Below are 23,632 nucleotides of genomic sequence, written 5' to 3' on the forward strand. Positions count from 1 at the left end.
ATCCTGAGCAGCAAATTTCAGGTTGTCATCCTGAGTGGAGCGTAGCGGAACGAAGGACCTGCTTTTTATCCGTCATGCCGCATGCTCAAATCGGAAGAGGCACGATCGATGCCTGAAACAACACGCGAAACAATTCTGGGCCGAATCCGAAAAGCTAATGAACAAGCCATTGCTGATACACAGGAAATTACGCGCAACTACCAGCAAGCCGCGAGCATGGCCCGTGCAGAAATCCTGAAGACCTTCGCCGACCGCCTGCACGAATACGATGCCCACGTCTATGAAGCAACGCCGGAGACGCTGGCTGCAACCATCGCCGAGATTCTCCATCACAACAGCCAGAAATCCGCAGTCGTAGCAAGCGTATTTCCCCGCGAATATCTCCCCGAAGGATTTCTCTGGCAACAGGAATCCTCCGCATCCACCGACGAGCTCAACACCGCCGCAGGCGCAGTCTGCGCATGCGAGGTGGCCATTGCGCATACCGGAACCATCATCATCAAAGACGCGCGCAAACTCACTCTGCTGCCCGACCGCCTGTTGTGCGTTGTCTACGACCATCAGGTCGTAGAAACTGTGCCCGAAGCCTTCGCGCGTCTCGAGCAATTTGCCGCGGAGCCACTGACCTTCATCTCCGGCCCGTCGGCAACAGCCGACATCGAAATGACGCGCATCCGCGGCGTCCACGGCCCGCGTTTTCTCGATGTGGTTCTGGTAAAAACGTAGGCAGTACATTATCCGGACTCGTTTCGAAAACACGTAAGCAGCCAGAATCCAGGATCATCCGTCTCTAACACCATCAGCCTCACCTTGCAGTAAAGAAGCGCAATTTGTCGCAGCTTTCGAGCTGCCGTGTGCAATGATGGTTCGCGAAAGGAAGACCATGAAGATTCTCGCTCTCGTGTCTGCGCTTGTTCTTTCGATTTGTCCCACAGCCATAGCACAGCAGTTTTCTTCTGTTCCCGGGCAGGGCCGGTCGATGGTGGTCACGAAGCTCGGCATCGTGGCCGCTCCGCAGTTTCTTGCCGCGCAGGCTGGCGCGCATATTCTGGAAGAAGGCGGTAACGCCATCGATGCGGCCATTGCGGCGAATGCTGTCATGGGTGTGGTGCAGCCTTACGTGAACGGAATCGGCGGCGACCTGTTTGCCGTTGTGTACGAGGCGAAGACTGGAAAGCTCTACGGATTGAACTCCAGCGGATGGACGCCGAAAGCGCTCAACATCGACTATTTGAAATCGCACGGCGTAGACCGCATCAATCCCATCGGAGTCGAAACGATAGACATCCCAGGCGCAGTCGCCGGATGGGACGCTCTGCGCAGCCGCTTCGGCACTCTGCCTTTCAACAAGCTGCTCGCTCCGGCAATTTACTACGCAGACAATGGCTTTCCTCTCGCGGAAAGAAATGCGCGCTACTGGGTGAGCAAGGGCCTCCTGAAGCAGCCGGGATATAAAGAAACCTATCTGCCGAACGGCGTGGCTCCGAAGGTCGGCGATGAGTTCAAAAATCCCGCGCTGGCGAACTCGCTGCGCCAGATCGCCGAGCACGGAAGGGACGCATACTACAACGGCCCTATGACCGGGACCATGGTCAAGTTTCTCCAGGCGCAAGGCGGCACGCACACATTGGAAGACTTCCGCGATTTTCAACCTGAGTGGGTAGAGCCCATCTCCACTACCTATCGCGGCTGGACCGTGTACGAACTGCCTCCGAACGGGCAGGGAATTGCCGCGCTTTCCATGCTGAATATCATGGAGCAGTTTCCGATGGGGCAATACGGCCACAACTCCGTCGACGCGCTGCATGTCATGATCGAAGCGAAGAAGCTTGCCTATGCCGACATGTACAAATACGTCGGCGACCCGCGGTTTACGCCGGTGCCGGTCAAGGCGATGGTCTCAAAGGAACTGGCGCAGAAACGCGCCAAGCTGATCGATACAAGCAAGGCTGCATGCGAAGTTGTTCCTTCCGACATTGAGACAGCGCTCGACGCCCACGGCAAGACGACGATCTATCTCTCGACCATCGATAAGGACGGCAACATCGTCTCCCTGATCCAGAGCAATTTTTCCGGCTACGGAACCGGCATGGTGGCTCCCGGACTCGGCTTCTCTTTCCACAATCGCGGCGCTGGCTTCCAGCTAACGCCGGGACTACCCAACTCTCTCGCCGGACACAAGCGCCCGCTGCACACCATCATTCCCGCTTTCATGGAAAAGGGCGACATCCACATCGGTTTCGGCATCATGGGCGGCTGGAACCAGGCGCAGGCCCACGCGCAGTTTGTGGCTAATGTTGTCGACTACGGAATGAACGTGCAGGCCGCGCTCGAACAGTCGCGCTTCACCAAAGGAACATTTGCCGGCTGCGATGTAGAGATGGAAAACACCATTCCAGCCGACATACGAGCAGAGCTCACGAAACGCGGCCACCAGATTCAGTTGCTCGAACCGTTTTCCTTTTCGGTAGGGCAGGGCGAAGCCGTGGTGAGAGACACAAAGCGGAATGTGAACTTCGCAGGCGCCGATCCACGATCAGACGGCGAGGCCATCCCGCAGGAGCCGCCTACGAAGTAGAGCCGGCAGGACGAAAATACGCGTTCGCATCCGCACGGAAAAGCGCATAGGTAATCAGCGCGAAGATAATCGCGTGCGCCAGCACCTGCTCCCGCGAATGGTAGAAGCTGATCACCACGTGGAGCGCAATCCACGCCACCGCAACCCACCGCGCCCAGTTGCTTGCCCGCAGCATGAACGCTCCGCAGACAATGGCCAAAAGGCGAAGCAGAAGAATCAGAACATTCTCAACTGGAAACGGCTGCTGCAGTTTGATCTCCGTTATGTGGTAAGCGATACCGACCACTCCAGCCGCAATCAGCACCCAGGCGATGACCGTAACCGTAAGTGGACGCTTCATTCGAGAATCTTCCCGATAAGCCACTTGTGTCCGAAGGGATCGATAACAGTGCCCTGCAGCATGCGCCGTATAGGCCGCGGGCCGACAGTAGGATAAACGTGCTCTATCACAGGGTCTTTCGCTACACCGCCTGCAGCCACTGCTTTTCGCTGCACGGCTTCCTGATCATCCACAAACAACTCGATCCTGACTGTCGTAAATCCCTGAGCGGCAGGCCCGCGCGTGCCATACTCAGGCGATTCGGTCGCAAGAAAGAACTGTGCGCCATGTACAGCAAGACCGGCGACCGCATGTTCGCTGCCGCCGAGATGCCACAGAACCTCCGCATCGAAGGCAGCCTTATAGAACTCGATTGCGGCATTCGCATCGCTCACGGCCAGCATGGGTGAGATCTGCGGCGTCAACACAACGGTATTCGTGACCGTCGCGCCCCACTCGCCAGGGCTTAAATCGCGCGTGTGACGGGAGAAGAGCCAGTGGTGGCCGTCAAGATCGAGCGCAGCATACTGCAGCTCACCGTATTCAGTCTCGTGCAGATCTTCGACAAGCGTGACGCCCGCAGCTTTCGCGCGTGCAAAATGCGCCTCGATGTCTTCAATGAAAATAGTCAGGCTTTGCGTATTAAAGCCAGCCTGCTTCGGAGTTGCGCCATCATCCTGCGCCTCCTTCAGCATGATCCAGGCATTGCCCGCGCGCACCTGCGCCCCGCTGACCGGCTTGCCGTAACGGTAATGCTCAACAAAACCGAATGCCTTGCTGAGCCACGCAACAGCTTCCTCTACATCCTGATACATCACATGAGGAAGCACCGTATCCGTCGGTACAGAACGATTGGAGATCACTGGCCGTATCCCCCCTTTTTCAGTACCTACGATAAGCAAGCCAGTGACGTTTGTGTTGCAAAAAAAGGTCAGCCTAAGCCAACGGACATGACCCCTCTTGAATTGTTACAATTGTGTTAATTCATTAATGACTTCGGTGCCGAATTCCGGCATAGTTTCTTCTCAGAAAGAGTTGTTTCTCCATGAATCTTTATGTAATGCGCCATGCCAGCGCCGGCACAAGCCGTGAAAACCCCCTGATCGATCAAAAGCGTCCTCTCGACAAGGAAGGGAAGCAGCAGTGCCTGCTGGTAGGCAGTTTCTTGAATTCGCTGAACCTGCAGTTTGACTTCATTGCCTCAAGCCCGCTCAAGCGCTCTCTCCAGACAGCGTCGCTCGTTGGAACAGAGGTCGGATATGACCAGAAGATCCAGGTGATCGAAGCCCTGGCCCCGGGAGCAACTGTCGCTGCCTTTCAGCAGTTTGTCGCCGGCCTTGCCAGGTACGAAAATGTGCTGATTGTAGGCCACAATCCGAACCTGCCGCAGTTTCTTGGCACGATCATCACCAATCCCGGACGCGCCAGTCTCCGCATGCGCAAGGGCGCCATCGCGCGCGTGGACTGCACCAGACGTCCCGGCATTCTCAACTGGCTGGTAGATCCACGCATCCTGCGCGGCGTCTACGCCAACGTGACGAAAAGGTCTTTGCGGAAGACCTCGCGGAAGTAAGCCGCTTCCTTGCGCAGCGACCACATCTCCAGCTCGGCTCCTGTGCGTCCGGGAAAAATCTCCAGCAGCACCTGCTTGGGATAGACGCGTATCTTCACCCTGAGAACATCGCTGGCGCGGTCCTGGTTGAGAGCAACAGCCAGGCGCAGCAGCACCACAGCGCGCCGCACGTGCTCATGCTCCTCCGGAGGAACCTCCCGCATCGTACGTCCGGCCGGCTCCGGGCGGCTCTTGCCCAGGTAGCGCGCAATGGCCGATGTAATCACGCGCTGCGCCGGTGTAAAGCCGAACATTTCCGAATTGGCAATGATGTACTGCGCGTGCCGGTGATATCCCTGGTAGTTCATGAACTTGCCGATGTCGCGCAGCATGGCCGCCGCTTCAAGCCAGGTGAGATATTCATCCGGCAGCCTGTGTACCGGCGCCAGGTCGCGAAACAGTTGCGCCGCGTGCTGGCGCACGGGCTCCGACTGCCGTGGATCGCTTCCATACTTGCGGCAGGTTTCAAGCACGGCCTCCCAGCGCTCACGCTCGAACTGCTGGTGTGCCATGGCGCGCGGATCCTGCTCCGCCAGCATCTGCGCCAGAATGCCGTCGCGCAAACCCATTGGCGAATAGCGGAAACCGGGCAGCGAATAGGCTTCAAGCAGCTGTGCGTAGACGTGCGCTCCCGCAACAATGATCTCCGAGCGCCGCGGCCCGATGCCTTGAACGCTCATCCGGTCGGCATTGTTCATCTTCGTAAGCTTTTCCGTAAGCTTGCGTACGCTCCGCGTAGAAGTGATACTATCCTTCGCGCTCGTTCTCTGTTTGACGATCACCCGGCTCGCCTCAGCCAGCGCGGCTGCCGTGCCCGATGTTGCAATCACCGTCTGCACGCGCGTCGGCATCACGCGGCGCTCAGCGCGGCGCAGCTCGCGCGCAATGAACTGCTTGAGCCGCGCAACGTCTTCCTTCGAAGGAGGATCGCTGTGCAGGAATTCTTCCGTCAGGCGTACAGCGCCGAGCGGAATGCTGATTGTCTCCTTGATGCGCTTGCGCTCCGAGAGCGAAATCTCGCAGCTGCCGCCTCCCACATCGATCAGAAGGCAGCGCCCGGCAACGCCCGGCTCATTGTTCATGATGCCGCGATGAATGAGGCGGCCTTCCTCCAGTCCCGAGATGATCTCAACATCCCATCCCGTCTCATCGCGTACCCAGGCAAGAAAGGCGCGCGCATTGCGGGCGTCGCGCATGGCTGCCGTGGCCACGGCGCGGACCTTGTCTGCCCCGTGCAGTTGCACCGCGCGCTGGAAGCGCTTGAGCGCGCTGAGCGTCTCCGACATGGCCTCAGGAGAAACCAGTCCCGTCTCAAAAACGCTCCCGCCTAACCGCGTCACTTCGCGGTCTTCATGCAGGACTTTCAAACGGTGCTGCACATCCCGTGCAATTTTCAGACGGCAGGAGTTGGAACCTATGTCGATCGCGGCAAATGTCTGCATTTTTTAGTGGTGTGCTTTGGAAAAATCTTTGCTCTGAAAAGAAAGATACACGAGAAAGATGAGGGGAGTAGGAAGATAGGGAATAGGGAAGTAGTGAACTGAGGAGGTGAATTTACCGTTAAGGCTTTCGCATCGTACAAATCATGGAGATGTCATCCTGAGCCCTTCGGCTTCGCTCAGGGCAGGCTCCGTTGAAGGACCTGCTTTTCCCTTGACGCAGGTGAATTGCTCCAATCAAGGCGAAATCTATTTCCCTGCTTCCCTATCTCCCTCGCCTTGACGCTGCCTGCCACTCACCCATCAGCCTTCCTCGCAGACGATTCACGGTCTTCATAGCCAGCACATAATGGCGATCTCGTTCGGCATCGAGCAGTGTAATCAGATCGCTTGCGCCGGTATCCAGAGCAGCCCGTGCTTCATCAGAAAGCACAAACCAGTCATGCCAGTCGCCGATATCATCCTGCAGTTTCTTGAGCGCTTTGCCCACCGCTAGCGCGTGAGCATCTTCAGCGGCCGACTCGGCAATGTAGCGGGCCTTCTTCGCGCCCTTGCGGAAGTCGTGCAGGTTGCCGGCATCCAGCTGCTGCATTTCATGAGCGAGGCGAACAAAGGACTCCAGTGCAACAATTGCGGCGCTGCGTGGACGCCGACGTGTCCGTCCCACTTGAAGCACAGCAGCTTCAAAGGCGGCAGCTTCTTCATCAAACTTCGCCAGCCACTTCGCAGCTTTTTTCTTGAGCCCGGCAGCCTGGTGCTGCCGCGCGTGACGCAGCCATGCATCGAGATGGTCTGCCTGGTGCTCTACTGGAGTTGTTGGCAGCGCGGTTGCCGGGGCTTCCATCACATTCGGAGCAGAACCGACAACGACACCGGAGCCATTGCCTTTCGCAACCAGGCCGGCGCCTTTATTTTTGCTTCCGAATTTCACCAGCTTGTGCAGCAGTTTGCGATGCACGTCAAGATCGCGAGCCGGGGCAGCAGCGCGCCGCAGTTTCTTAAGCAGCCTTAGCCAGCGGTCAGCCGCTTCGTTGAGCGCATCGTCTCCCCGCTCGCGCAGCATCGCCTCGACCATTGCCTGCACACGGCGCGTTCCCGTACGCAGATCATGCACCGGATCCTCATCAGGATCGGCAGCGCACTTCTCCATATTGCTGCGCAGAGTCGCAGTCAGTTGCCGCAGATGTTCGAGAGTAGCGTCCATGGCGGTCAGGAAAAGGGCCCTTCGCTGATATCCTAAAGGTTCGGAAAGTTTTTCAGAACAATCATGGCTGAATCAATCTTGCCTGGAAATAATCCTCGCAAACCTGCGCTTCTTTCGTCTCCGGTCAAAAGCTGGACCCTGCTTCTGCTGGTCTTTCTCGCCGTGCATTTCGTCGCGCTCTTCTCGCCTTCGCTGCTCGACGATGCCGATGCCACCCACGCCAATGCCGCGCAGCACATGGCACAGAGTGGCGACTGGGTCACGCTCTACGTCAACGGCGTGCGCTATCTCGAGAAGCCTCCGCTGCCGTACTGGCTGGCTGCAGTCGATTATCACATCTTCGGCTACAACGTTTTCGCTACGCACCTGCCCATGACGCTGGGTGTGCTCGCCTGCGCCATTCTCGCATGGCTGTGGGCTCGTCGTGCTTATGGCGACCGCGCGGCTTTTTATGCGGCTCTCGGCATCCTGACCAGCCTCGGCGTCTTTCTCTGGACGCGCTTCTTCATCCCTGAATCGATTCTCACATTCTTCATTGCGCTCGCGCTCTATTGTTTTCTCACCGGACTCGAAGAGCGAAACCCTGTGCGCATGTATGTCATGTACGCGGCTCTGGCCATCGCTGTGCTGGCGAAAGGCCTCATCGCTCCCGTCTTTTTTCTGGCTGCGGTGATTCCGTACCTCGTCATTACCGGAGAATGGCGCAAATGGCGCCAGTTCCGCTTATTCACCGGACTTCTGGTTTTCCTCGTGATTGCCGCGCCGTGGCACATCCTCGCTGGAATCCGCAATCCTGACCACGGCAATCCTGTAGGCAATGTCCCCACCCCCGGACACGTCCACGGATTCTTCTACTTCTACTTCATCAACGAGCACGTTCTGCGCTTCCTGGGCAAGCGCTATCCGCATGACTACAACAAGCAGCCCTTCTGGATATTCTGGATCGGCCAGCTGGCCTGGCTCTTTCCCTGGAGCCTCTATATTCCCGTTGTGCTGCGGCGCGCATGGCGCAATCGCAGACTGGCCTGGGCTGACGTGCGCTACGACGCATCGAACACGCTTCACTTCCTCGATGCGAAAAGCACTGCATATGAGGCCGCAAAAATGGCGGCGCGTGTCCGCTTCCGCGCGCGCTCCGGACTGCTCCTATCTATCTATGCCGTGTTCATCCTGCTCTTCTTTTCGCTCTCAACCAACCAGGAATACTACACCTGGCCCGCTTACTTTCCGCTGCTGGTGCTAACTGCTGGCGCGCTCGCATCGATCGAAGAAGCTCCCGAAGCCGGACGCTGGATCAACAACAAGAGCAAGTGGCTCACCGGCGCGCACGCCGCCTTTGCAGTAGTGGGCATCGCTGCTGCCGTTGCGTTGGCTGCCGGGCTCTGGAGCAGCCGTAACCTGCCTTATGTGTCAGATATAGGCACAGTGCTGGCACATCGAGGTGTCGGCGATTACTCGCTCGCCACATCGCATCTCTTCGATCTCACCGGCCCATCGTTCGCCGCGCTGCGCTTGCCCGCAGGTTTGGCCGCAGTAGCGCTTCTGCTCGGACCACTGGTGGCATGGGCCTTGCGCAAACGCGGGCACGCATTCGAATCGACAGTCTCCGTTGCCTTTACTGCTGCGGTGTTCCTCATCGCGGCGCACATCGCTTTCGTCCGCTTCGAGCCCATGCTCTCATCGCGCGCCATTGCGGACACCATCAACCGGCTCGCTGCGCCCGGCGACCAGCTGGTTCTTTACGGCGACCAGGCCGATGGCTCATCCGTCATCTTCTACACGCAGAAGCAGGCGCTGCTTGTAAACGGTCGGTCGTCGTCCATGATCTGGGGCTCATGCTATCCCGACGTTCCGCCCATCTTCCTTGAAGACAAAGACCTGCTCGCCGCATGGGGCACCGGCCCGCGAAAGTTTCTCTTTGTACCAGGAGACCATCACGAGCACGTAGAAACTCTGCTCGAGGGGAAACTCTACAAGCTGCAGGAACTCGCGCGGAACACGCTGTACACCGACAGGCCGCTGTGAAGCAGCTAAGAAGCAGTCAGCGATAGGGCAGCTAAAAGTCGGTCAGCTATAAAGCGGCCAGCGATTCGCATATCAGCTCATGCAAAAACTGAACTACGTAACACGACATTCCACTATCTCTGGTATTGCTTTAGCTTGCGCTGAAGGGTGCTGACAGCTTTATCGCTAACCGCTTTTTAGCTGCCTTTTCGCTGACCGACTTTTAGCTGCTCTATCGCTGACCGCTTCTTCGCTTTTCAGCCAATCACGCCGTTACTACCGGCTCATGCTCCGGCTCAGCGCTGCCCGCAGCAGCCAGCATGAGGCCGCCCTCGGTAAGGCGGTAAATCTTCCCGCGCCATACAACATGGCTGTCCGTGTAACTGGCGGCCCAGTAGAAGAAGCCCATCAGGTCGCGCAAAGGATAGAGCAGCGTAGTCCGCAGCAGGTGGCGCTCCTCGACGACGAAGAATCCCACCACCGAAGCCATGATGGCACGTACGGCAACGCTGTATCCCAGCAGAGTTACTCCCAGGTAGGGCAGACCCAGCGCCCAGGCAGCAAAGCAAGCCAGCAATCCAAATGGAACAGAAAAAGTCAGTGATGTGCCGAAGTGTCCCTTGGGCCGCGAGAAGCGCGTCGACTTCATCCAGCGAACCTGATGCTTCACTGAAGCCGCAAAACTGAGATTTAGGACAACGTGATCGATGACATGATCTGAGAGCACTACTTCATGTCCATGCTCCGCCACCTTATTGCCCAGCACAAAATCATCCGCGCAAAAAGGCCCAAGATAAGCGAAGCCGCCCATCTCATCGATGCAACTGCGTCGCACCGCCATCGTAGGCCCCAACGTGAACTTCATGCCCTCCATCAGGTTGGCTGCAAGCACGCCTGAAGTCATCTCAATCGACATGCCCGAGGCTTCAAGCTTTGACCACAGACCCTCGTCCGCAACGCCGCGATAAAGACAGGTGACCGCGCCAACATTCCTGCGCGCAAACGGAGCTACCACCTCGCGAATATAGTTAGGCGTCACGCGCACATCGCTGTCGCTGATGATGAAGATATCCGTGTTCGCCGCCGCGGCCATCTTTTCAAGCGACGACACCTTCGCGTTGATATAAGTCTGTTCGCCCGTCGTGAGAAACTTTACCGGAATGGATGGATAGCGCGCAGCCACCCGCCGGGCAATCGTAAGACCTGGATCGTCCGCATGGCGTGCGCAAAAAAGAATCTCGTAGTCGCGGTAATCCTGCTCAAAGAAGCTCGCAATGTGCGCTTCAAGATTCGGCTCTTCGCCATGCAGCGGCTTGAGCAGACTCACCGGAGGAAAAAAATCTTCCTGTGTGGTCCTGCGGCGCTTCTGTCGCGCCATCACAAAGCGATACGCGCCGGCAAAGACCATTCCTTGAAACACTGTTGAGCTGATGAGGCCAAGCACACCCAGACCCAACAGCAGACCGAGTATACGGAGAAAAATCACTCTTTCAAGCCTACAGGAAAAGCCAGCGAATTACCCTTAAAAAGCATCCCCGCGCTGTCAGCCTGACGCCGAACGGAGTGAGGGGGAAAGATCTGTCTTTCGCCTCGGCAGCCACGAAAACGAGTGCCCCACAAAGCTGTCATCCTGAGCGTAGCGAAGGATCCATGCATAAGTATCGAGCGCCACAACATCCAGCAGCTTTCAGCCATGAATATCCTGGCATCCCATGTCATCCTGAGCGCAATTTCAATGCTCCTGACGGAGCTTATTTAAAAGGCGTCTTAAGCTTCTCAAGCACCTGCGGAGCCAGCTGCGAGACATTGCCCGCACCCAGCGTCAGGATCACGTCGCCTTCCTGCGTATTCGCAACAACACGGCTGATGGCTTCTTGCGTCGTGGCTGCATAGTGAGCATGATCATGCTTCATGCCATCGACAAGCGCCTTGGCCGTGATCCCGGCAATCGGCTCTTCGCTGGCCGCATAGATATCGAGCACCTCCAGCGTATCCGCATCCGTGAACGCTGTAAGGAACTCCTGCATCAGGTCGCGCGTGCGCGAATAGCGGTGCGGCTGAAAGATGACATGCACCTTGCGGTATCCACATTCCTTCGCTGCCTGCAGAGTGGCGCAAATCTCCGTGGGATGATGCCCATAATCATCCACCACAGTTACGCCCCGCTCGCAGCCCTTGACCTGGAAGCGCCGGTCGACGCCGCGAAAAGTATTCAGCCCTTCGATCATGGCTTCCGGCTTGATCTCGAGCTGCGCGGCAATCGCGATGGCCGCCGTGGCATTCAGAACGTTATGCCGTCCCGGCACATGCAGTTCAAACGGCCCGAAGACCGCTCCGTCCGCAGCAACTTCAAAACGCGTATGCGCTCCATTTGCAGGAGCAAGCATGCGCGTCACAAAATCCGCCCTCGGGCTCATGCCATAAGTAAAGATGCGCCGTCTCACGCGTGGCAGAATTCCCGCAAGCTGCTCGTTGTCGATACACGCTACGCAGCTTCCATAGAACGGAACGCGGTCCATGAATTCGATGAAGGCATGTTCCACATCAGCCATATCGCGATAGCAGTCCATGTGCTCGCGATCGAGATTCGTCACCACCGCAAGAATTGGTGAGAGCTTCAGGAATGAGCGGTCGCTCTCATCAGCCTCAGCTACGAGATATTGCGACTTGCCCAGCCTCGCATTCGATCCCAGCGCATCCACGCGCCCGCCAACCACAACCGTAGGATCAAGCCCGCCCGCAGCCAGCACCGTTGCGATCATGGAAGTCGTCGTAGTCTTGCCATGCATGCCGGCCACGGCGATGCCGTATTTCAGACGCATCAGTTCCGCCAGCATCTCCGCGCGCTGGATCACAGGAATCTTGCGTGCGCGTGCTTCCACCACTTCCGGATTGTGCTCATTCACCGCAGAACTGGTGACGACAACGCCAGAGCCGACCACATTCGCTGCAGCATGGCCTTCAAAGACAATCGCTCCGAGCGATGTCAGCCTCTCTGTGATGGGAGAGCGCCGCAGGTCAGAGCCTGAAACCGCATAGCCAAGGTTGAGCAGAATCTCGGCAATGCCGCTCATGCCGATGCCGCCGATCCCGATGAAATGTACGCGTTGTGCCTTAACAAACATATCTATAAAAAAGCTTTTTTTACTGTAGCAGCGCGATGCGCAAAACTGCGAAATCGATGCACCTTTCTTGCACATACATGCGCGAATTAAATCGCAACATTCCCTGCGAATTGCTGTTTACACGTATGGAAGGACGCTGAGGCAATAAAGAGAAAGAACGCCGAAGCACAAGGAGGAATTACATGAAACGCGCACTTCTTACACTCGTACTGGCCGCTGCTGCACTGATGATCCCCGCCCATAAGGCGAACGCGCAGGTTGGTATTGCGGTTGGTGTGGGACCTGCTGCGGTTGTATACGGTCAGGCTTACCCCGGCGATGGATATGTCTGGACTCCTGGATACTACGCCGGCGCGGTCTGGGTGCCTGCACGCTGGGTCTATCGCGGTTATGGTTACGGCTACGGTTATGGCTACTACCATCATCCGTACTATGGCGGATACTATGGCCACTATTATGGTCACAACTATGGCCATTATTACGGCCACTCTTATGGTCACTCGTATGGCCACTATGGCCGCAGGTAAGCCTGCTTAACGTCCATCTCCGGATGCCATCCGGCATCCGGAGATATCTTCACATCCGCAAAAATAAAACCATCCCGCTCTACAATCTCTCCACCCTTTATAGCTAGTCTGCTCTGGAACATCGGGCCTGCATAGACACAGGTGTGAAATTCACCATTCTCTCCACATGGATCAACTCCGGCAGGAAGCTCGTCGAGAAAATCTTCATCGAAGTCGCGGCCTGCAAATTCTTTTGGCAGCTTCTTCGGATCGACACACACGATGCGCGTCTTCATTCCCGCGCGAATCATTTCACGCGCCAGCTGAAGCGTGTCCAGTCCCCAGAGAGGAAAGATCGGCGCAAGACCAGTGCCGGCGAGCCGCTCTTCACGATACCGCCGCACATCTTCAAGAAACAGGTCCCCGAAAGCAAGAGCCTCGATACCAGCATCCACAGCGCGCTCGCATGCAGCCTGCATCGCAGCCTCATACTGTTTGTTCGAGCACGGCCATGGCAGCGGAACAGTCCACAGCGGCAAGCCGGCCGCAGCCGCCTGCGCTTCCAGCACCTCGCGGCGCGTGCTGTGCATGGCCACGCGGTCAAAGGCCATGTTCACAGTCGTCAGCAGTCCGGCAATTTCGTATTCGCCGGATTGGCGCAGCACATGCAGAGTCCACGCGCTGTCCTTGCCGCTGCTCCAGGAGACGAGTATCTTCTTCACACCCGCGCCAGTGCCTGATCGAGATCGGCAATCAGATCTTCCACATCTTCAATCCCGACAGAAATCCGCACCAGCCCATCCGTGATGCCGAGCTTCGTGCGCCCCTCTGCGCCTACCGCAGCGTGCGTCATGGTTGCCGGATGCGAGATCAGCGTCTCCACGCCGCCCAGCGACTCGCCCAGCGTGCACACGCGCACGCTCTTGAGCAGGTTGTTCGCATTCTCGAGCGAACCGGTCTCAAACGCGATCATCGATCCGAACCCCGACATCTGCTTTTTCGCCAGCTCATGCTGCGGATGTCCGGCGAGTCCCGGATAGAAGACCTTCTTCACTTTTTTATGCTGCGCGAGGAACTCCGCAACCCTGCGGCCATTCTCGTCATGCTGCTTCATGCGCACAGCCAGCGTCTTCACGCCGCGCAGAATCAGCCAGCTCTCAAACGGAGAAAGAATGCCTCCCGTGCATTTCTGCACAAAAGCAAACTGCTCCTTGTGCTGCGGCTTCGTTCCCACCAGAACGCCGCCCAGTCCATCGCTGTGTCCATTCAGAAACTTCGTCGTCGAGTGCATTACGATGTCCGCGCCCAGCTCAATCGGCCGCTGAAAGTAAGGCGACATAAATGTGTTGTCGACGCTCAGCTCCACGCCGCGCTCATGGCAGATATCGGCGACCGCGCGAATATCGGTCAGCGTCATCAGCGGATTGGTCGGCGTCTCCACATGCACAAGCTTCGTCTGCGGACGGATCGCGCGCCGCACCGCCTCAGCATCCGAAGTATCCACGTAAGTAAACTCGATGCCGTAGTTCACAACGATCTTGTCGAAGAGCCGCGCCGTCCCGCCATAAACATTCTCTCCACAGATGACGTGGTCGCCGGTCTTGAACATCGTCACCAGTGCCGAGATGGCCGCCATGCCGCTCGCAAAGACATGCGCGCTCGTTCCGCCCTCAAGCGAAGCCAGGCTGGTCTCAAGCGCATCGCGCGTGGGGTTCGACACGCGCGCATACTCATAGCCCTTGTTCTTGCCGATCTCCTCCTGCGCGTATGTCGACGAGAGATAGATGGGCACATTCACCGCGCCCGTCAGCGGATCAGGCGCCTGTCCATCGTGAATGGAGCGAGTCGAGAAGCCATGAGTAGTTTTAGTCATTAGTCACATAACTCCTGAATACTGGCAGGTTTTTACTCCGTGCTCTCTGTGAACTCTGTGGTGAAAGATTTTTTCTCTGCGGACCTTGGCGGTACTTTGCGTCCTCTGCGGTTAAAGATTTTAGCTATTCCCCGCCCTCAAAAATCCTTTTCGACAAATATCGTTCCGCCGAATCCGGAACAATCGTCACCACACGCTTGCCCGGCCCAAGCCGCTTTGCAATACCAATCGCAGCATGCATCATCGCCCCGGCGCTCGATCCCGCAAGCACGCCTTCTTCCGCCACCAGGCGCTTGACCATGGCAAAGGCCTCTGCATCCGTCACCCGAACAATTTCATCCGCTACGCCCGGGTCAAAGGTCTTCGGAATAAACGAGACGCCGATGCCTTCCACCTTATGCGGCCCGGGCTCGCCGCCCTGCAGCACCGAGCCTTCGGTTTCGACCGCCACGGTAAGAACTGCCGGATTCTTTTCCTTCAGCAACCGCGCCACGCCCGAGAACGTCCCGCCCGTCCCCACTCCGGAGACAAAGGCATCAATGCGCCCCTCCATCTGCTCCCAGATCTCCTGCGCCGTGGTCTCGTAATGAAATTGCGGATTAGCCTGATTCTCAAACTGCAGCGCCGGAAACGCATTCGGATCAGACGCTGCCACCGCCCGCGCCTCGCGGATCGCCCCGCTCATCCCCTCCGCCTCCGGAGTGCGCACCACCGTCGCGCCAAAGCCGCGCATCAGCATGCATTTCTCCTCGGCATAGCCTTCCGGAACAAAAAGGATGACCTTGTATCCGCGATTCACTCCAACCAGCGCCAGCCCCACGCCCGTATTTCCCGCCGTGGCCTCCACAATGGTCGAGCCGGGTTTCAGAATCCCGCGCGCCTCGGCATCCAGAATCATCCCCAGCGCCGCCCGGTCCTTGACGCTTCCGCCCGGGTTCAGGAATTCGAGCTTGGCGTAAATATCAGCAGTTTCAGAGGTTACAAGGCGGCTGATGCGCAGCATGGGCGTCTGGCCCATCAGCTCCGTAATGTTTTCCGCGACACGCAGAGGCCGCGTAGTTTGAAGAGCAGTCGAGTCGTTCATAACAAAACTTCTCAGTGTAGCAGGACGACTCATGCAAACAGGCCCTTTTCTGCCCGGGATCTGCAATCCTTCGTAAGCCGAAATAGGCAATTCACCGGCATTAAACTGCCGCAGTCAGAGATAGCTGTGCTATAAACTGAACGCAGTCGCCAGCCCCAGCGGCCAGAATGAGTCCATCGCGCCTGAATAAAAAGAATGCAACCGCGCCCTTGCTTATCCTGGGCGCCTTTGCCACAGTTCTGTCTATCTGCCTGGCTGCGTTCTTTGTCTATAGGAATACCCAGCATCTGCTCGCTGCCCACGACTGGGAAGAGCACTCGCAGGAGGTGCTGAATGCGCTGCAGCTGGCCTCACAACGCCTCGACCGCATCGACCTCACCAGCAGGCTCTATCTCACAGGAAAAAACGATGCCGATTTGCGCAGCGTCCAGTCAGCAGCCGTCACCCTGGACACAGGCTTGGACCATCTGGCCAGCCTGATACGTGATAATGCTTCGCAGCAGGCCCATGCACGCGACGCAGATGCCTGCAGCCAGAATCTGCGGCAACTGGCGGAAGGTGAGTTGATACAAGGGACTGCAGTGGCTGGAACAGACATGGGCCGGCAAATCCGCCAATGCCGCGAAATCATAAGCCAGATGCAGGCGGAAGAGAATACTCTGCTGAAGCTGCGCGCCAGTGAATCCGAGCGCCGCACCTACAACAGCTTCTCAGCTGGCGTCGTTTTTCTCATTCTTTCTCTGGCCATCGTGCTCATCCTCTTCGGCATCCTGGTGCGTGATGCCCGGCGCAGGGGCGAAATTGAAGCGGAAGTCTCTCGCACCAACGCCAGACTAGGCGATACCGTCGGGGTTCTCGAACGCAAAGCCATGGAAGCGCGGTTGCAGATCACGGCGCGCGAGGAGATGCAGCTTTGTGTCCATGCTGCGCAGGCGCACCAGGCTGCGGTGCGTTTTTGTTCTCAACTGCTGCCTCTAGCCAATATCGCGCTGCTTATTATCAACAACTCGCGGCAGATGGTCGAAGTCGCCGCCACTGCAGGAGGGGAGCCGCAGATTCGTGATGGATTCCAGCTCGAAGCATGCTGCGGGCTGCGCGGCGGCCACACACGCTGGCGCAAACCCGGCTGCTCGGAAATCGACTGCACCCATTTCCAGGGAGCCCCGCCGCCCAATTACCTTTGCGAGCCGCTCACCGCGCATGGCGATACATTGGGCATCCTGTATGTCGAGTGCCCTACCGTGCAGGCATCCGATCAGCTTGAAGAACGCATCGAGTCCCTGAAGAGCCTGGCCAAAATGGCCGGAGTCTTCATCGGCAGCCTCAACTTGCGCGCGCGTCTCGAACATCAGTCGATTCGCGATGGCTTGACCAATCTCTTCAACCGGCATTTCATGGAAATTTCTCTCGATCGGGAGATCCGCCGCGCCGCCAGAAGCAACACTGAGCTAGCTGTCATGATGATTGATGTCGACCATTTCAAGCAATTCAATGACACCTTCGGCCATGAAGCCGGAGACTATGTTCTGCGCGAAGTGGCGGAGGTCTTCCGTTCTATCGTGCGGGCAGAAGACATGGTTTGCCGCTATGGCGGAGAGGAATTCACCATGATTCTCCCCGAAACAGGGACTGATGCGGCCGTAACTCGCGCCGAAGAACTGCGTGGGCGCATCCAGGGCCTGCACCCGCGCTTCCGTGGCGAAACCTTGCGCGAAATCACCATCTCCGTAGGTGTGGCGGTCTACCCTTTGATGGGAACCACGATGGAAGAGCTGCTGCGCAATTCCGACCGCGCCCTGTACTCCGCCAAGAATCGCGGCCGTAACCGCGTCGTGGTCTCAGACGCCGGCGTCCCTGTTTAATCCTGCAGCCCAGCCGCCAGGGATCGCAAAAAGAAAGGGCCGCTCGTGAGAGCGGCCCTCTTTCCAATCAGAGGCTCATCAGAACTGAATGCGAGCCCCGAATTGCAGTTGACGCATATAGGGCTGGCCACTGCCGGATACGGCGCTGTCCACGCTGGTAATCACCCCTCCTGTGGAGCAGTCGACGCAGCGAGCATTCGCCGCACTCGGCAACCCGAGAGGAACGTGGTTAAACACATTGAACGCCTGGAATTGGAACTGCCCCTTCACCCGTTCCGTGATGCCGAAGTCTTTGAAGAGCGAAGCGTCAGCAAAGTAGTCATTCGGACCACGGAAGGAGTTGCGCCCGACATTGCCGATCGTGCCAAAGGCAGGCCGTGCAAAGGGACCGGAAACCGCTCCCGGAGTGAGCGCAGCCACTGGAGCAAAATAGCCGCGGCTATGCGTTACCGGATCAAGCGAGCCGACGCTCATTCCCAGTGATCCGCCGGGAATCTTGTCCGGACGGCAATCGCTCGATGTGCCAGGGCTGCCGGAGTTGGTATCGATGTCCTGATCCTGTCCGCATTCCGCATAGGTTGGAGTAAAGGGCAGGCCGCTCTCCCAGGTTGTGGTGCCGGCAAGCTGCCACCCGCCGATGGCATAGTTGATCCAGCGATTGCTCGTATCGAAGAATTTCTTTCCTTGACCAAAGGGCAACTGATACAGCCCGCTCAGCACAAAAACGTGATTGCGGTTTGTATCGTTTGGCCCGTACTCTACGCGCGGATCCTGCGCAAAGTATGTCGTGCCATAGTTCATTGCCTTGGACCAGGTGTAGTTGGCCACGAACTGCAGCCCGTTCGAGAAGCGCTTCTCCAGCGTTGTCTGCAACGCGTTGTAGCTGGCGCGTGCTGAAGGCGCAACCGACGTGATGTCCTGGCTGCAGCAAGTCACCGTCTGCCCAAGATAGGTATTTGTAAAGCGGTTATTGTATGGCCGCCGCGCATCGCGATCATCAAGTTGCGACGGGGTGCTGGGCAGGACAGGCACGTTGATGTTGAAACCGTAAGTCTCGCCCGGGTAGATGCGCTCAGCGACATTGCCTACATAAGCCAGTGTAAGCGACATGTTGTTTGTGATCTGCTGCTGCAGGCTCAGGTTCCACTGGTCTACTTTAGGCAGTATCAGTGTATTCGGTCGCACCTGCGGGCTCACGTTCGCCGGGATCGGAATCAGCCCATTCGATGGAATCACGAATGGCGCCGGCTTTGCCGGCAGGGAAGTGAGCGTGTAGGCGACACCGTTCACGGCCTGCGACTGGTTATTGTTCTCCGAATTTACTACCGGAATATTGTGCGACAGCACGCTGCCGAAAATAGTTCCGAAGAAGCCCACGTCATCGTAAATCTGCGCCGCAGCGCCACGGAAGACCGTTCCCGGCTTGGCCTGCCACGCAAAACCGATGCGTCCGCCCAGATTTGTCAGGTCGAGGTTTTCATTCGCGTTCGTGCCGTAAGGGCCAAAACCGGCGACACGGATATTGCCCGTGCTCATGTCCGTGAATCCGCCCATCCCGGGACTGTTGACTGTTTCAGGAAAGACAATGTCCCAGCGCAGCCCATAGTTCAAAGTAAACGTCGGTGTGATGCGCCAGTCATCCTGCGCATAGAACGCGCCGCGCTTCTGCCGGTTCGCTGCCGTGTTGCTGTATACATCGAAGCGCTGGAACTGGCCCACATCGCCAAGCAGCAGCGATGCCAGATCAGATCCCGTCCCCGGCACAACCGCTCCCGTTGCAGGGTCAGCAACCACAGTGGATTGCTGACTGAAGGTAAGCAGTCCCGACCGGTTGGAATCGCTCGCATTGCGCAGGTTGAAAGCGTAGCGAATATCGCCGCCGAAGCGAATGGAGTGGTTCCCGATGATCTTTGTCCAGTTATTTGCCAGCTGGAAGACCTGCTCGCTTTCAAGCAGCGGGCAGTTGCAGCCCTGCGTGCCGAAGTTGGAAATCGTGCCGTTTACAAAGTTATAGGAGGGTGAGCCGGAAGTATCAGGATTGCTGGTATTCAGGTTCGCGATGCCGATATTCGCTGCCGGAGTGGTGCCTGCATCGTATTTGTTCTCCGAAACATGGTAGTTGAGGAATCCGAAACGAAAGTCCGTTAGCAGGTTCTGATGAATCGCCCAGTCAAAACCGACTGCAGCGCTCTGGTTTTGCACCTGGTCGTTGCCCGTCGTATTGCCGATGCCGAAACCGGTTCCACCGGCAGCGCCAAATACGGGAGCGCCAAAGAGCCGGTAGTTCGAATAGTCATAGCGGCCAAAGGCATGCAGGTTCGCCGTAACCTGATGATCGAGTCGAACATCGGCCTGGTCGCCATTGTTGCTGCCGTTGCCGGAAGCAACATAGTTATTGGTGATTCCCGGCGACTGCGGAGCCGGCAGTTGTCTCAATAACGCAATCGCCTGCGGCGAAAGCGCCGATGCCGGCACAGCATTCGCGGCATAGGTCTGCCCGGTTTGCGGATTATAGATCTGCGAAGCATATTCACTCAGGTCGCACGTCCCTGTTCCGCTCAGGCAGCTGTTGCGCACCGTCTGGCTCGGCACGCTCTGCTGTACTGAGGTTCCCACCTTCTGCCGGAGCCCCTGATAATCCAGGAAAAAGAATGCCTTGTCCTTGATGATCGGGCCGCCCAGCGATCCGCCAAACTGGTTGTATACGGAGCTGGGAATGAATTTGCCCGTTACCGGGTCGCGCTGGAACTGCGTGAAAGGATCGCGCGCCTCCTGTGCATCGCTGCGTCGGAATTCAAAAACATCGCCGTGAAACTCATTTCCGCCGGAACGCGTCTGCGCCGTCACGACTCCACCCACTGCGCCGCCAAACTCGGCCGGATAGTTTTGTGAAGTCACTTTCATCTCGCTGATGGAATCCAGTGTCGGGTTGATCACAATCAGGCCCAGCACCGGCTCGCGGTTGTCCGTGCCGTCAAGCATCCAGCCCACCGTTCCATAGTTGCTGCCGTTGCTTTCCGTCGCGACTGTGCCCTGCGGGTTTTCCGTTGGAGCGATGCTGAAACTCGCGCGCTGCACCCCGGGCGTAAGCAGCGTGAACTGGCTGAAGTTCCGGTTCAGGTTAGGAAGGTTCTGCACCTGCTGGCTGTCCAGCACCTGCGCTACATCGGCGCGGTCTGTCTTGAGCGGTGGAGCCTCCGTTGTAACGGTAACCGTCTGCGACGACCCGGCAGCCTGAAGTGTCAGGTTGATTTGCGGCGAGGTATCGGCGGCGACGGAAACGTTATCTGCCTCAGCCTGCGCAAAACCCGGTGCCGTTACCGTGATCTTGTAGGCATCAGGAATAAGCCTGTTAACTGTGTAGTTACCGCTCGCGTTTGTCTGAACCTGCTGCGAAGTCCCTTTGGCGATATCTGTGACTGTAACAGTAGCGCTTGGCACAACTGCGCCTGAAGTGTCGGTGACTGTTCCCACAATGGATCCGAAGACCGCCTGTGCACTCGCAGGTAGAAATGAATAAAAGGCAAGGATTGCGATAAGAACAAGGCTGAGAAGGTTAAGGGTAGACATCGAAGCCGTGCGCCGGTTTTTTCTCCCGGCCACAGCAGAACAAACAACCTGCTGTTTCATGGAATGAACTGCCTCCAACTAAAGTCGATGCGGGGCAATACAGTCAGTTGCTTGTTTATGCATTAACTAAAAAGATAACCTTCGTTGAAACGAATGAAATAAGAACCTGAAAACAGCTCAAGCCGATCCCTACAATAAAAGATTCCTTGTCAAGCCCCTGAAGCAGTCTTGTTCTGGGTAACTATCACCATCCAAAAGACTTACAAGCCAAGGAAACCTGGCATATTGTTTCGTCGAATTTGCTATCCTGAAAATAGGGGAGAAATTTCTGAAGAAGCCCGCAAAAAGCGGGCTTTCGCATCTCTGAGCGGATCGGTGGCCCATTCAAGCCTTCTTTTTGGCTTGAGTGAGGGGAGTAAGGGGTAATACCCAAAACAGATTACCCACTAAATTATTGAAAACACTGTAGTAGTGCACAAGCAATAGAAGAATCAATAAGATAGCAGAGGGTAATCCTCTTGTAAGTCATTGAAAATAAATAGAACCAACTGCTACATAGGGGGAGGGGGGTACCCGCTCCTATTCAGGAATACGCCGCCGGATCCACGCCTGCGCCGGCTTTTCGATCAGCTTCATGGTGAGCAGGGCCGCCGAAATCAGAAGCACGTAACTGATCCAGGGATCGAGGGCGGCAAGATGACTGGCCTCCAGGACCCCAGACCGGTGAATGATGTCCCACAGGTTGAAGTGCAGCAGGTAGAGGCAGTAGCTCGCCTGGCCTATCGCGACAAAGGGGGCGAATCCGAAGAAATGGGCAATGATGTTCCGTCCGGCCAGGCCCAGGATCGCAAGTCCGAAGAGCGGCATCAGCAGCCCGTCATGCATTAGCGCATACGGCATACGATCCCCGAAATAAAGGACCGTATACAGGCCGGCAATGCCCAGGACCCCCAGCAGCAGGCGAATGCGGGCCCCGCGCGTTATCCGCGCATCAATGTCCGCCAGCACAATGCCGAACAGAAACGAGGGCACATGCGGCGGCGGGGAGAACTTGAGCGCCCGCATCCAGAAGCCGTCTGTATAGCGGCCGGGATTGGGCCCATCCGGGTGAAACACCGTGTACAGCGTAGGCAGCAGCATCCCGGCGGCCCACAGCACCGCCAGCAGGCCGAGCAGCCCGCGCCAGTGTTTTGGCCTCTTCCAGAGAATGACTACAGGAAAGATGAGGTAGAAGAACGCCTCCGTGCACATCGTCCATGCCGGAGTGTTCCAGAAGGTCGCAATCTTCGGAATCCATGCCTGCAGCAGGAGCGGTGTCAGCACCACACCCAGCGCAAACTCGCCATGCGTGCGCACTCCCCATTCGGCAATCAGCATGCCGAGCGAGATCAGCAGGGCAAAGATATAGACCGGGTAGAGCCGGGAGAGCCGGGCCATCCAGAAGCGCGTGGCCTTCAGTTGGCCCCTCTGGGCGCGGTCGCTATAGTTGTAGGCCAGAATGAAGCCAGACATCAGCAGAAAGAAGCTGACTGAGGTATAGCCGTTGTCCACAATAGGAGCGAACGGCCCGAACCACTTGGGGTTGGAGAAATGAAAAAAAACGATGTTCAGCGCGGCAAAGGCGCGCAGCCCGGAGAGCGCCGGCAGTCTTGGCTTACTGACTTTTTTCGGAACTCTGAGAGACGGCTGCTCCGAGGCTTCAGGTGGATCAAGCACCGCAGCCCGCGAATAGGCGATTTGCGGTTGTGCGCTCAGGCAGTCACCAGTGAGCCGACTTTCTCCCCGCTGATCACGCGGCGGATGTTCCCCGGCTGATTCATATTGAAGATAATCATGGGCAGGTTATTGTCCTTACACAGGCTTACCGCGGTAGTGTCCATTACCTTTAACCCCAGCCGCAGAATTTCCATGTATGTAATCTGCTCAAATTTCACTGCGTCCGTTTTGATGACAGGGTCGGCATCATAGATGCCTTCGACCTTGGTCGCCTTAAGTAAGACGTCAGCTTTGATCTCCATGGCGCGCAGGGAAGCCGCCGTATCTGTGGAAAAGTATGGATTTCCGGTCCCGGCGGCAAAAATCACCACGCGGCCCTTTTCCAGGTGCCGGATGGCCCGGCGGCGGATGTAAGGCTCGCAGACCTGCGGCATCTCGATGGCCGACATGACGCGGGCATGAACATTCTGCTTCTCCAGGGCATCCTGGATGGCGAGCGAATTGATCACCGTCGCCAGCATGCCCATGTGGTCAGCCGAGACGCGGTCCATTTCCTTGGCCTGGGTTACGCCGCGGAAAAAGTTGCCGCCGCCGACAACCACGCCAACGTCCACGCCCATTTCACGCACTTCGGCAATTTCGCCGGCAATTTCGTGAACACGGGGACCGTCCACGCCAAAACCGCGACCAGCGGCCAGCGCTTCACCTGAGAGCTTGAGAACGACGCGATTGTACATGCT

At 57.4% G+C, this 23,632-nt stretch carries 18 protein-coding genes; 6 read left to right on the top strand and 12 right to left on the bottom strand.

The window, feature by feature from the left end; translation table 11 throughout:
- Window positions 1–108: 108 nt before the first annotated feature.
- Both AC5S16_RS12685 and ggt read left to right on the top strand, forming a co-directional pair.
- The gene (locus AC5S16_RS12685) at window positions 109–726 is read left to right on the top strand and encodes a LutC/YkgG family protein (protein WP_493930437.1); all 618 of its coding nucleotides are present in this window, start codon (window positions 109–111) and stop codon (window positions 724–726) included.
- Window positions 727–883: 157 nt separating this feature from the next.
- Entirely contained in the window at window positions 884–2,578 is a 1,695-nt protein-coding gene (gene ggt / locus AC5S16_RS12690) for a gamma-glutamyltransferase (protein WP_493930438.1), read from the top strand.
- Here the strand turns inward: ggt and AC5S16_RS12695 are convergent.
- Window positions 2,568–2,918 (bottom strand): hypothetical protein, encoded by a 351-nt coding sequence (locus AC5S16_RS12695; protein WP_493930439.1) that lies wholly within the window; start codon window positions 2,916–2,918, stop codon window positions 2,568–2,570. The two genes, ggt and AC5S16_RS12695, sit on opposite strands and share 11 nt — an antisense overlap.
- Complete coding sequence (locus AC5S16_RS12700; protein WP_493930440.1) at window positions 2,915–3,760, bottom strand: VOC family protein; 846 nt, start codon at window positions 3,758–3,760, stop codon at window positions 2,915–2,917. The genes AC5S16_RS12695 and AC5S16_RS12700 overlap by 4 nt, the downstream gene beginning before the upstream one ends.
- Window positions 3,761–3,942: 182 nt before the next feature.
- On the opposite strand from AC5S16_RS12700, the gene sixA reads away from it, so the two are divergent.
- Entirely contained in the window at window positions 3,943–4,470 is a 528-nt protein-coding gene (gene sixA / locus AC5S16_RS12705; protein WP_493930441.1) for a phosphohistidine phosphatase SixA, read from the top strand.
- Here sixA and AC5S16_RS12710 read toward each other — a convergent pair.
- Together AC5S16_RS12710 and AC5S16_RS12715 are read right to left on the bottom strand one after the other, a co-directional pair.
- Window positions 4,422–5,951, bottom strand: coding sequence for a Ppx/GppA phosphatase family protein (locus AC5S16_RS12710; protein WP_493930442.1), 1,530 nt, complete (start codon window positions 5,949–5,951; stop codon window positions 4,422–4,424). The two genes, sixA and AC5S16_RS12710, sit on opposite strands and share 49 nt — an antisense overlap.
- 262 nt (window positions 5,952–6,213) lie before the next feature.
- The gene (locus AC5S16_RS12715; protein ID WP_493930443.1) at window positions 6,214–7,152 is read right to left on the bottom strand and encodes a CHAD domain-containing protein; all 939 of its coding nucleotides are present in this window, start codon (window positions 7,150–7,152) and stop codon (window positions 6,214–6,216) included.
- Window positions 7,153–7,215: 63 nt separating this feature from the next.
- On the opposite strand from AC5S16_RS12715, the gene AC5S16_RS12720 reads away from it, so the two are divergent.
- Entirely contained in the window at window positions 7,216–9,177 is a 1,962-nt protein-coding gene (locus AC5S16_RS12720) for an ArnT family glycosyltransferase (protein ID WP_493930444.1), read from the top strand.
- A gap of 244 nt (window positions 9,178–9,421) precedes the next feature.
- Here AC5S16_RS12720 and hpnI read toward each other — a convergent pair whose 3' ends face one another.
- Together hpnI and murC are read right to left on the bottom strand one after the other, a co-directional pair.
- The gene (gene hpnI, locus AC5S16_RS12725; RefSeq protein WP_493930445.1) at window positions 9,422–10,642 is read right to left on the bottom strand and encodes a bacteriohopanetetrol glucosamine biosynthesis glycosyltransferase HpnI; all 1,221 of its coding nucleotides are present in this window, start codon (window positions 10,640–10,642) and stop codon (window positions 9,422–9,424) included.
- A gap of 265 nt (window positions 10,643–10,907) precedes the next feature.
- Complete coding sequence (gene murC / locus AC5S16_RS12730) at window positions 10,908–12,281, bottom strand: UDP-N-acetylmuramate--L-alanine ligase (RefSeq protein WP_493930446.1); 1,374 nt, start codon at window positions 12,279–12,281, stop codon at window positions 10,908–10,910.
- A 182-nt stretch (window positions 12,282–12,463) separates the two neighbouring features.
- Here murC and AC5S16_RS12735 point away from each other — a divergent pair, with 182 nt between their 5' ends.
- Complete coding sequence (locus AC5S16_RS12735) at window positions 12,464–12,808, top strand: hypothetical protein (RefSeq protein ID WP_493930447.1); 345 nt, start codon at window positions 12,464–12,466, stop codon at window positions 12,806–12,808.
- Here AC5S16_RS12735 and AC5S16_RS12740 read toward each other — a convergent pair.
- From AC5S16_RS12740 to cysK, 3 genes are all read right to left on the bottom strand, one after another.
- Entirely contained in the window at window positions 12,793–13,509 is a 717-nt protein-coding gene (locus AC5S16_RS12740; RefSeq protein WP_493930448.1) for a Dph6-related ATP pyrophosphatase, read from the bottom strand. The two genes, AC5S16_RS12735 and AC5S16_RS12740, sit on opposite strands and share 16 nt — an antisense overlap.
- The gene (locus AC5S16_RS12745) at window positions 13,506–14,660 is read right to left on the bottom strand and encodes a trans-sulfuration enzyme family protein (protein ID WP_493930449.1); all 1,155 of its coding nucleotides are present in this window, start codon (window positions 14,658–14,660) and stop codon (window positions 13,506–13,508) included. Before AC5S16_RS12745 ends, AC5S16_RS12740 begins: the two co-directional genes overlap by 4 nt.
- A 124-nt stretch (window positions 14,661–14,784) precedes the next feature.
- Window positions 14,785–15,744 (bottom strand): cysteine synthase A, encoded by a 960-nt coding sequence (gene cysK, locus AC5S16_RS12750; RefSeq protein WP_493930450.1) that lies wholly within the window; start codon window positions 15,742–15,744, stop codon window positions 14,785–14,787.
- 167 nt (window positions 15,745–15,911) lie between these two features.
- Between cysK and AC5S16_RS12755 the strand changes: the two genes are divergently transcribed.
- On the top strand, window positions 15,912–17,606 hold the full coding sequence (locus AC5S16_RS12755) for a diguanylate cyclase (protein ID WP_493930451.1): 1,695 nt from the start codon (window positions 15,912–15,914) through the stop codon (window positions 17,604–17,606).
- Between the two features lie 78 nt (window positions 17,607–17,684).
- Here AC5S16_RS12755 and AC5S16_RS12760 read toward each other — a convergent pair whose 3' ends face one another.
- The 3 genes from AC5S16_RS12760 to pyrH all read right to left on the bottom strand — a co-directional run bounded on the left by AC5S16_RS12760 (window position 17,685) and on the right by pyrH (window position 23,629).
- Window positions 17,685–21,236, bottom strand: coding sequence for a TonB-dependent receptor (locus AC5S16_RS12760; RefSeq protein ID WP_493930452.1), 3,552 nt, complete (start codon window positions 21,234–21,236; stop codon window positions 17,685–17,687).
- A gap of 519 nt (window positions 21,237–21,755) precedes the next feature.
- Window positions 21,756–22,892: an acyltransferase family protein gene (locus AC5S16_RS12765; RefSeq protein WP_493930453.1), complete on the bottom strand. Its 1,137-nt coding sequence runs from the start codon at window positions 22,890–22,892 to the stop codon at window positions 21,756–21,758.
- A 35-nt stretch (window positions 22,893–22,927) separates the two neighbouring features.
- Window positions 22,928–23,629, bottom strand: coding sequence for a UMP kinase (gene pyrH / locus AC5S16_RS12770; RefSeq protein ID WP_493930595.1), 702 nt, complete (start codon window positions 23,627–23,629; stop codon window positions 22,928–22,930).
- Between the last annotated feature and the right edge of the window lie 3 nt (window positions 23,630–23,632).

Source organism: Acidobacterium sp. FHG110202_01 (assembly GCF_059115305.1).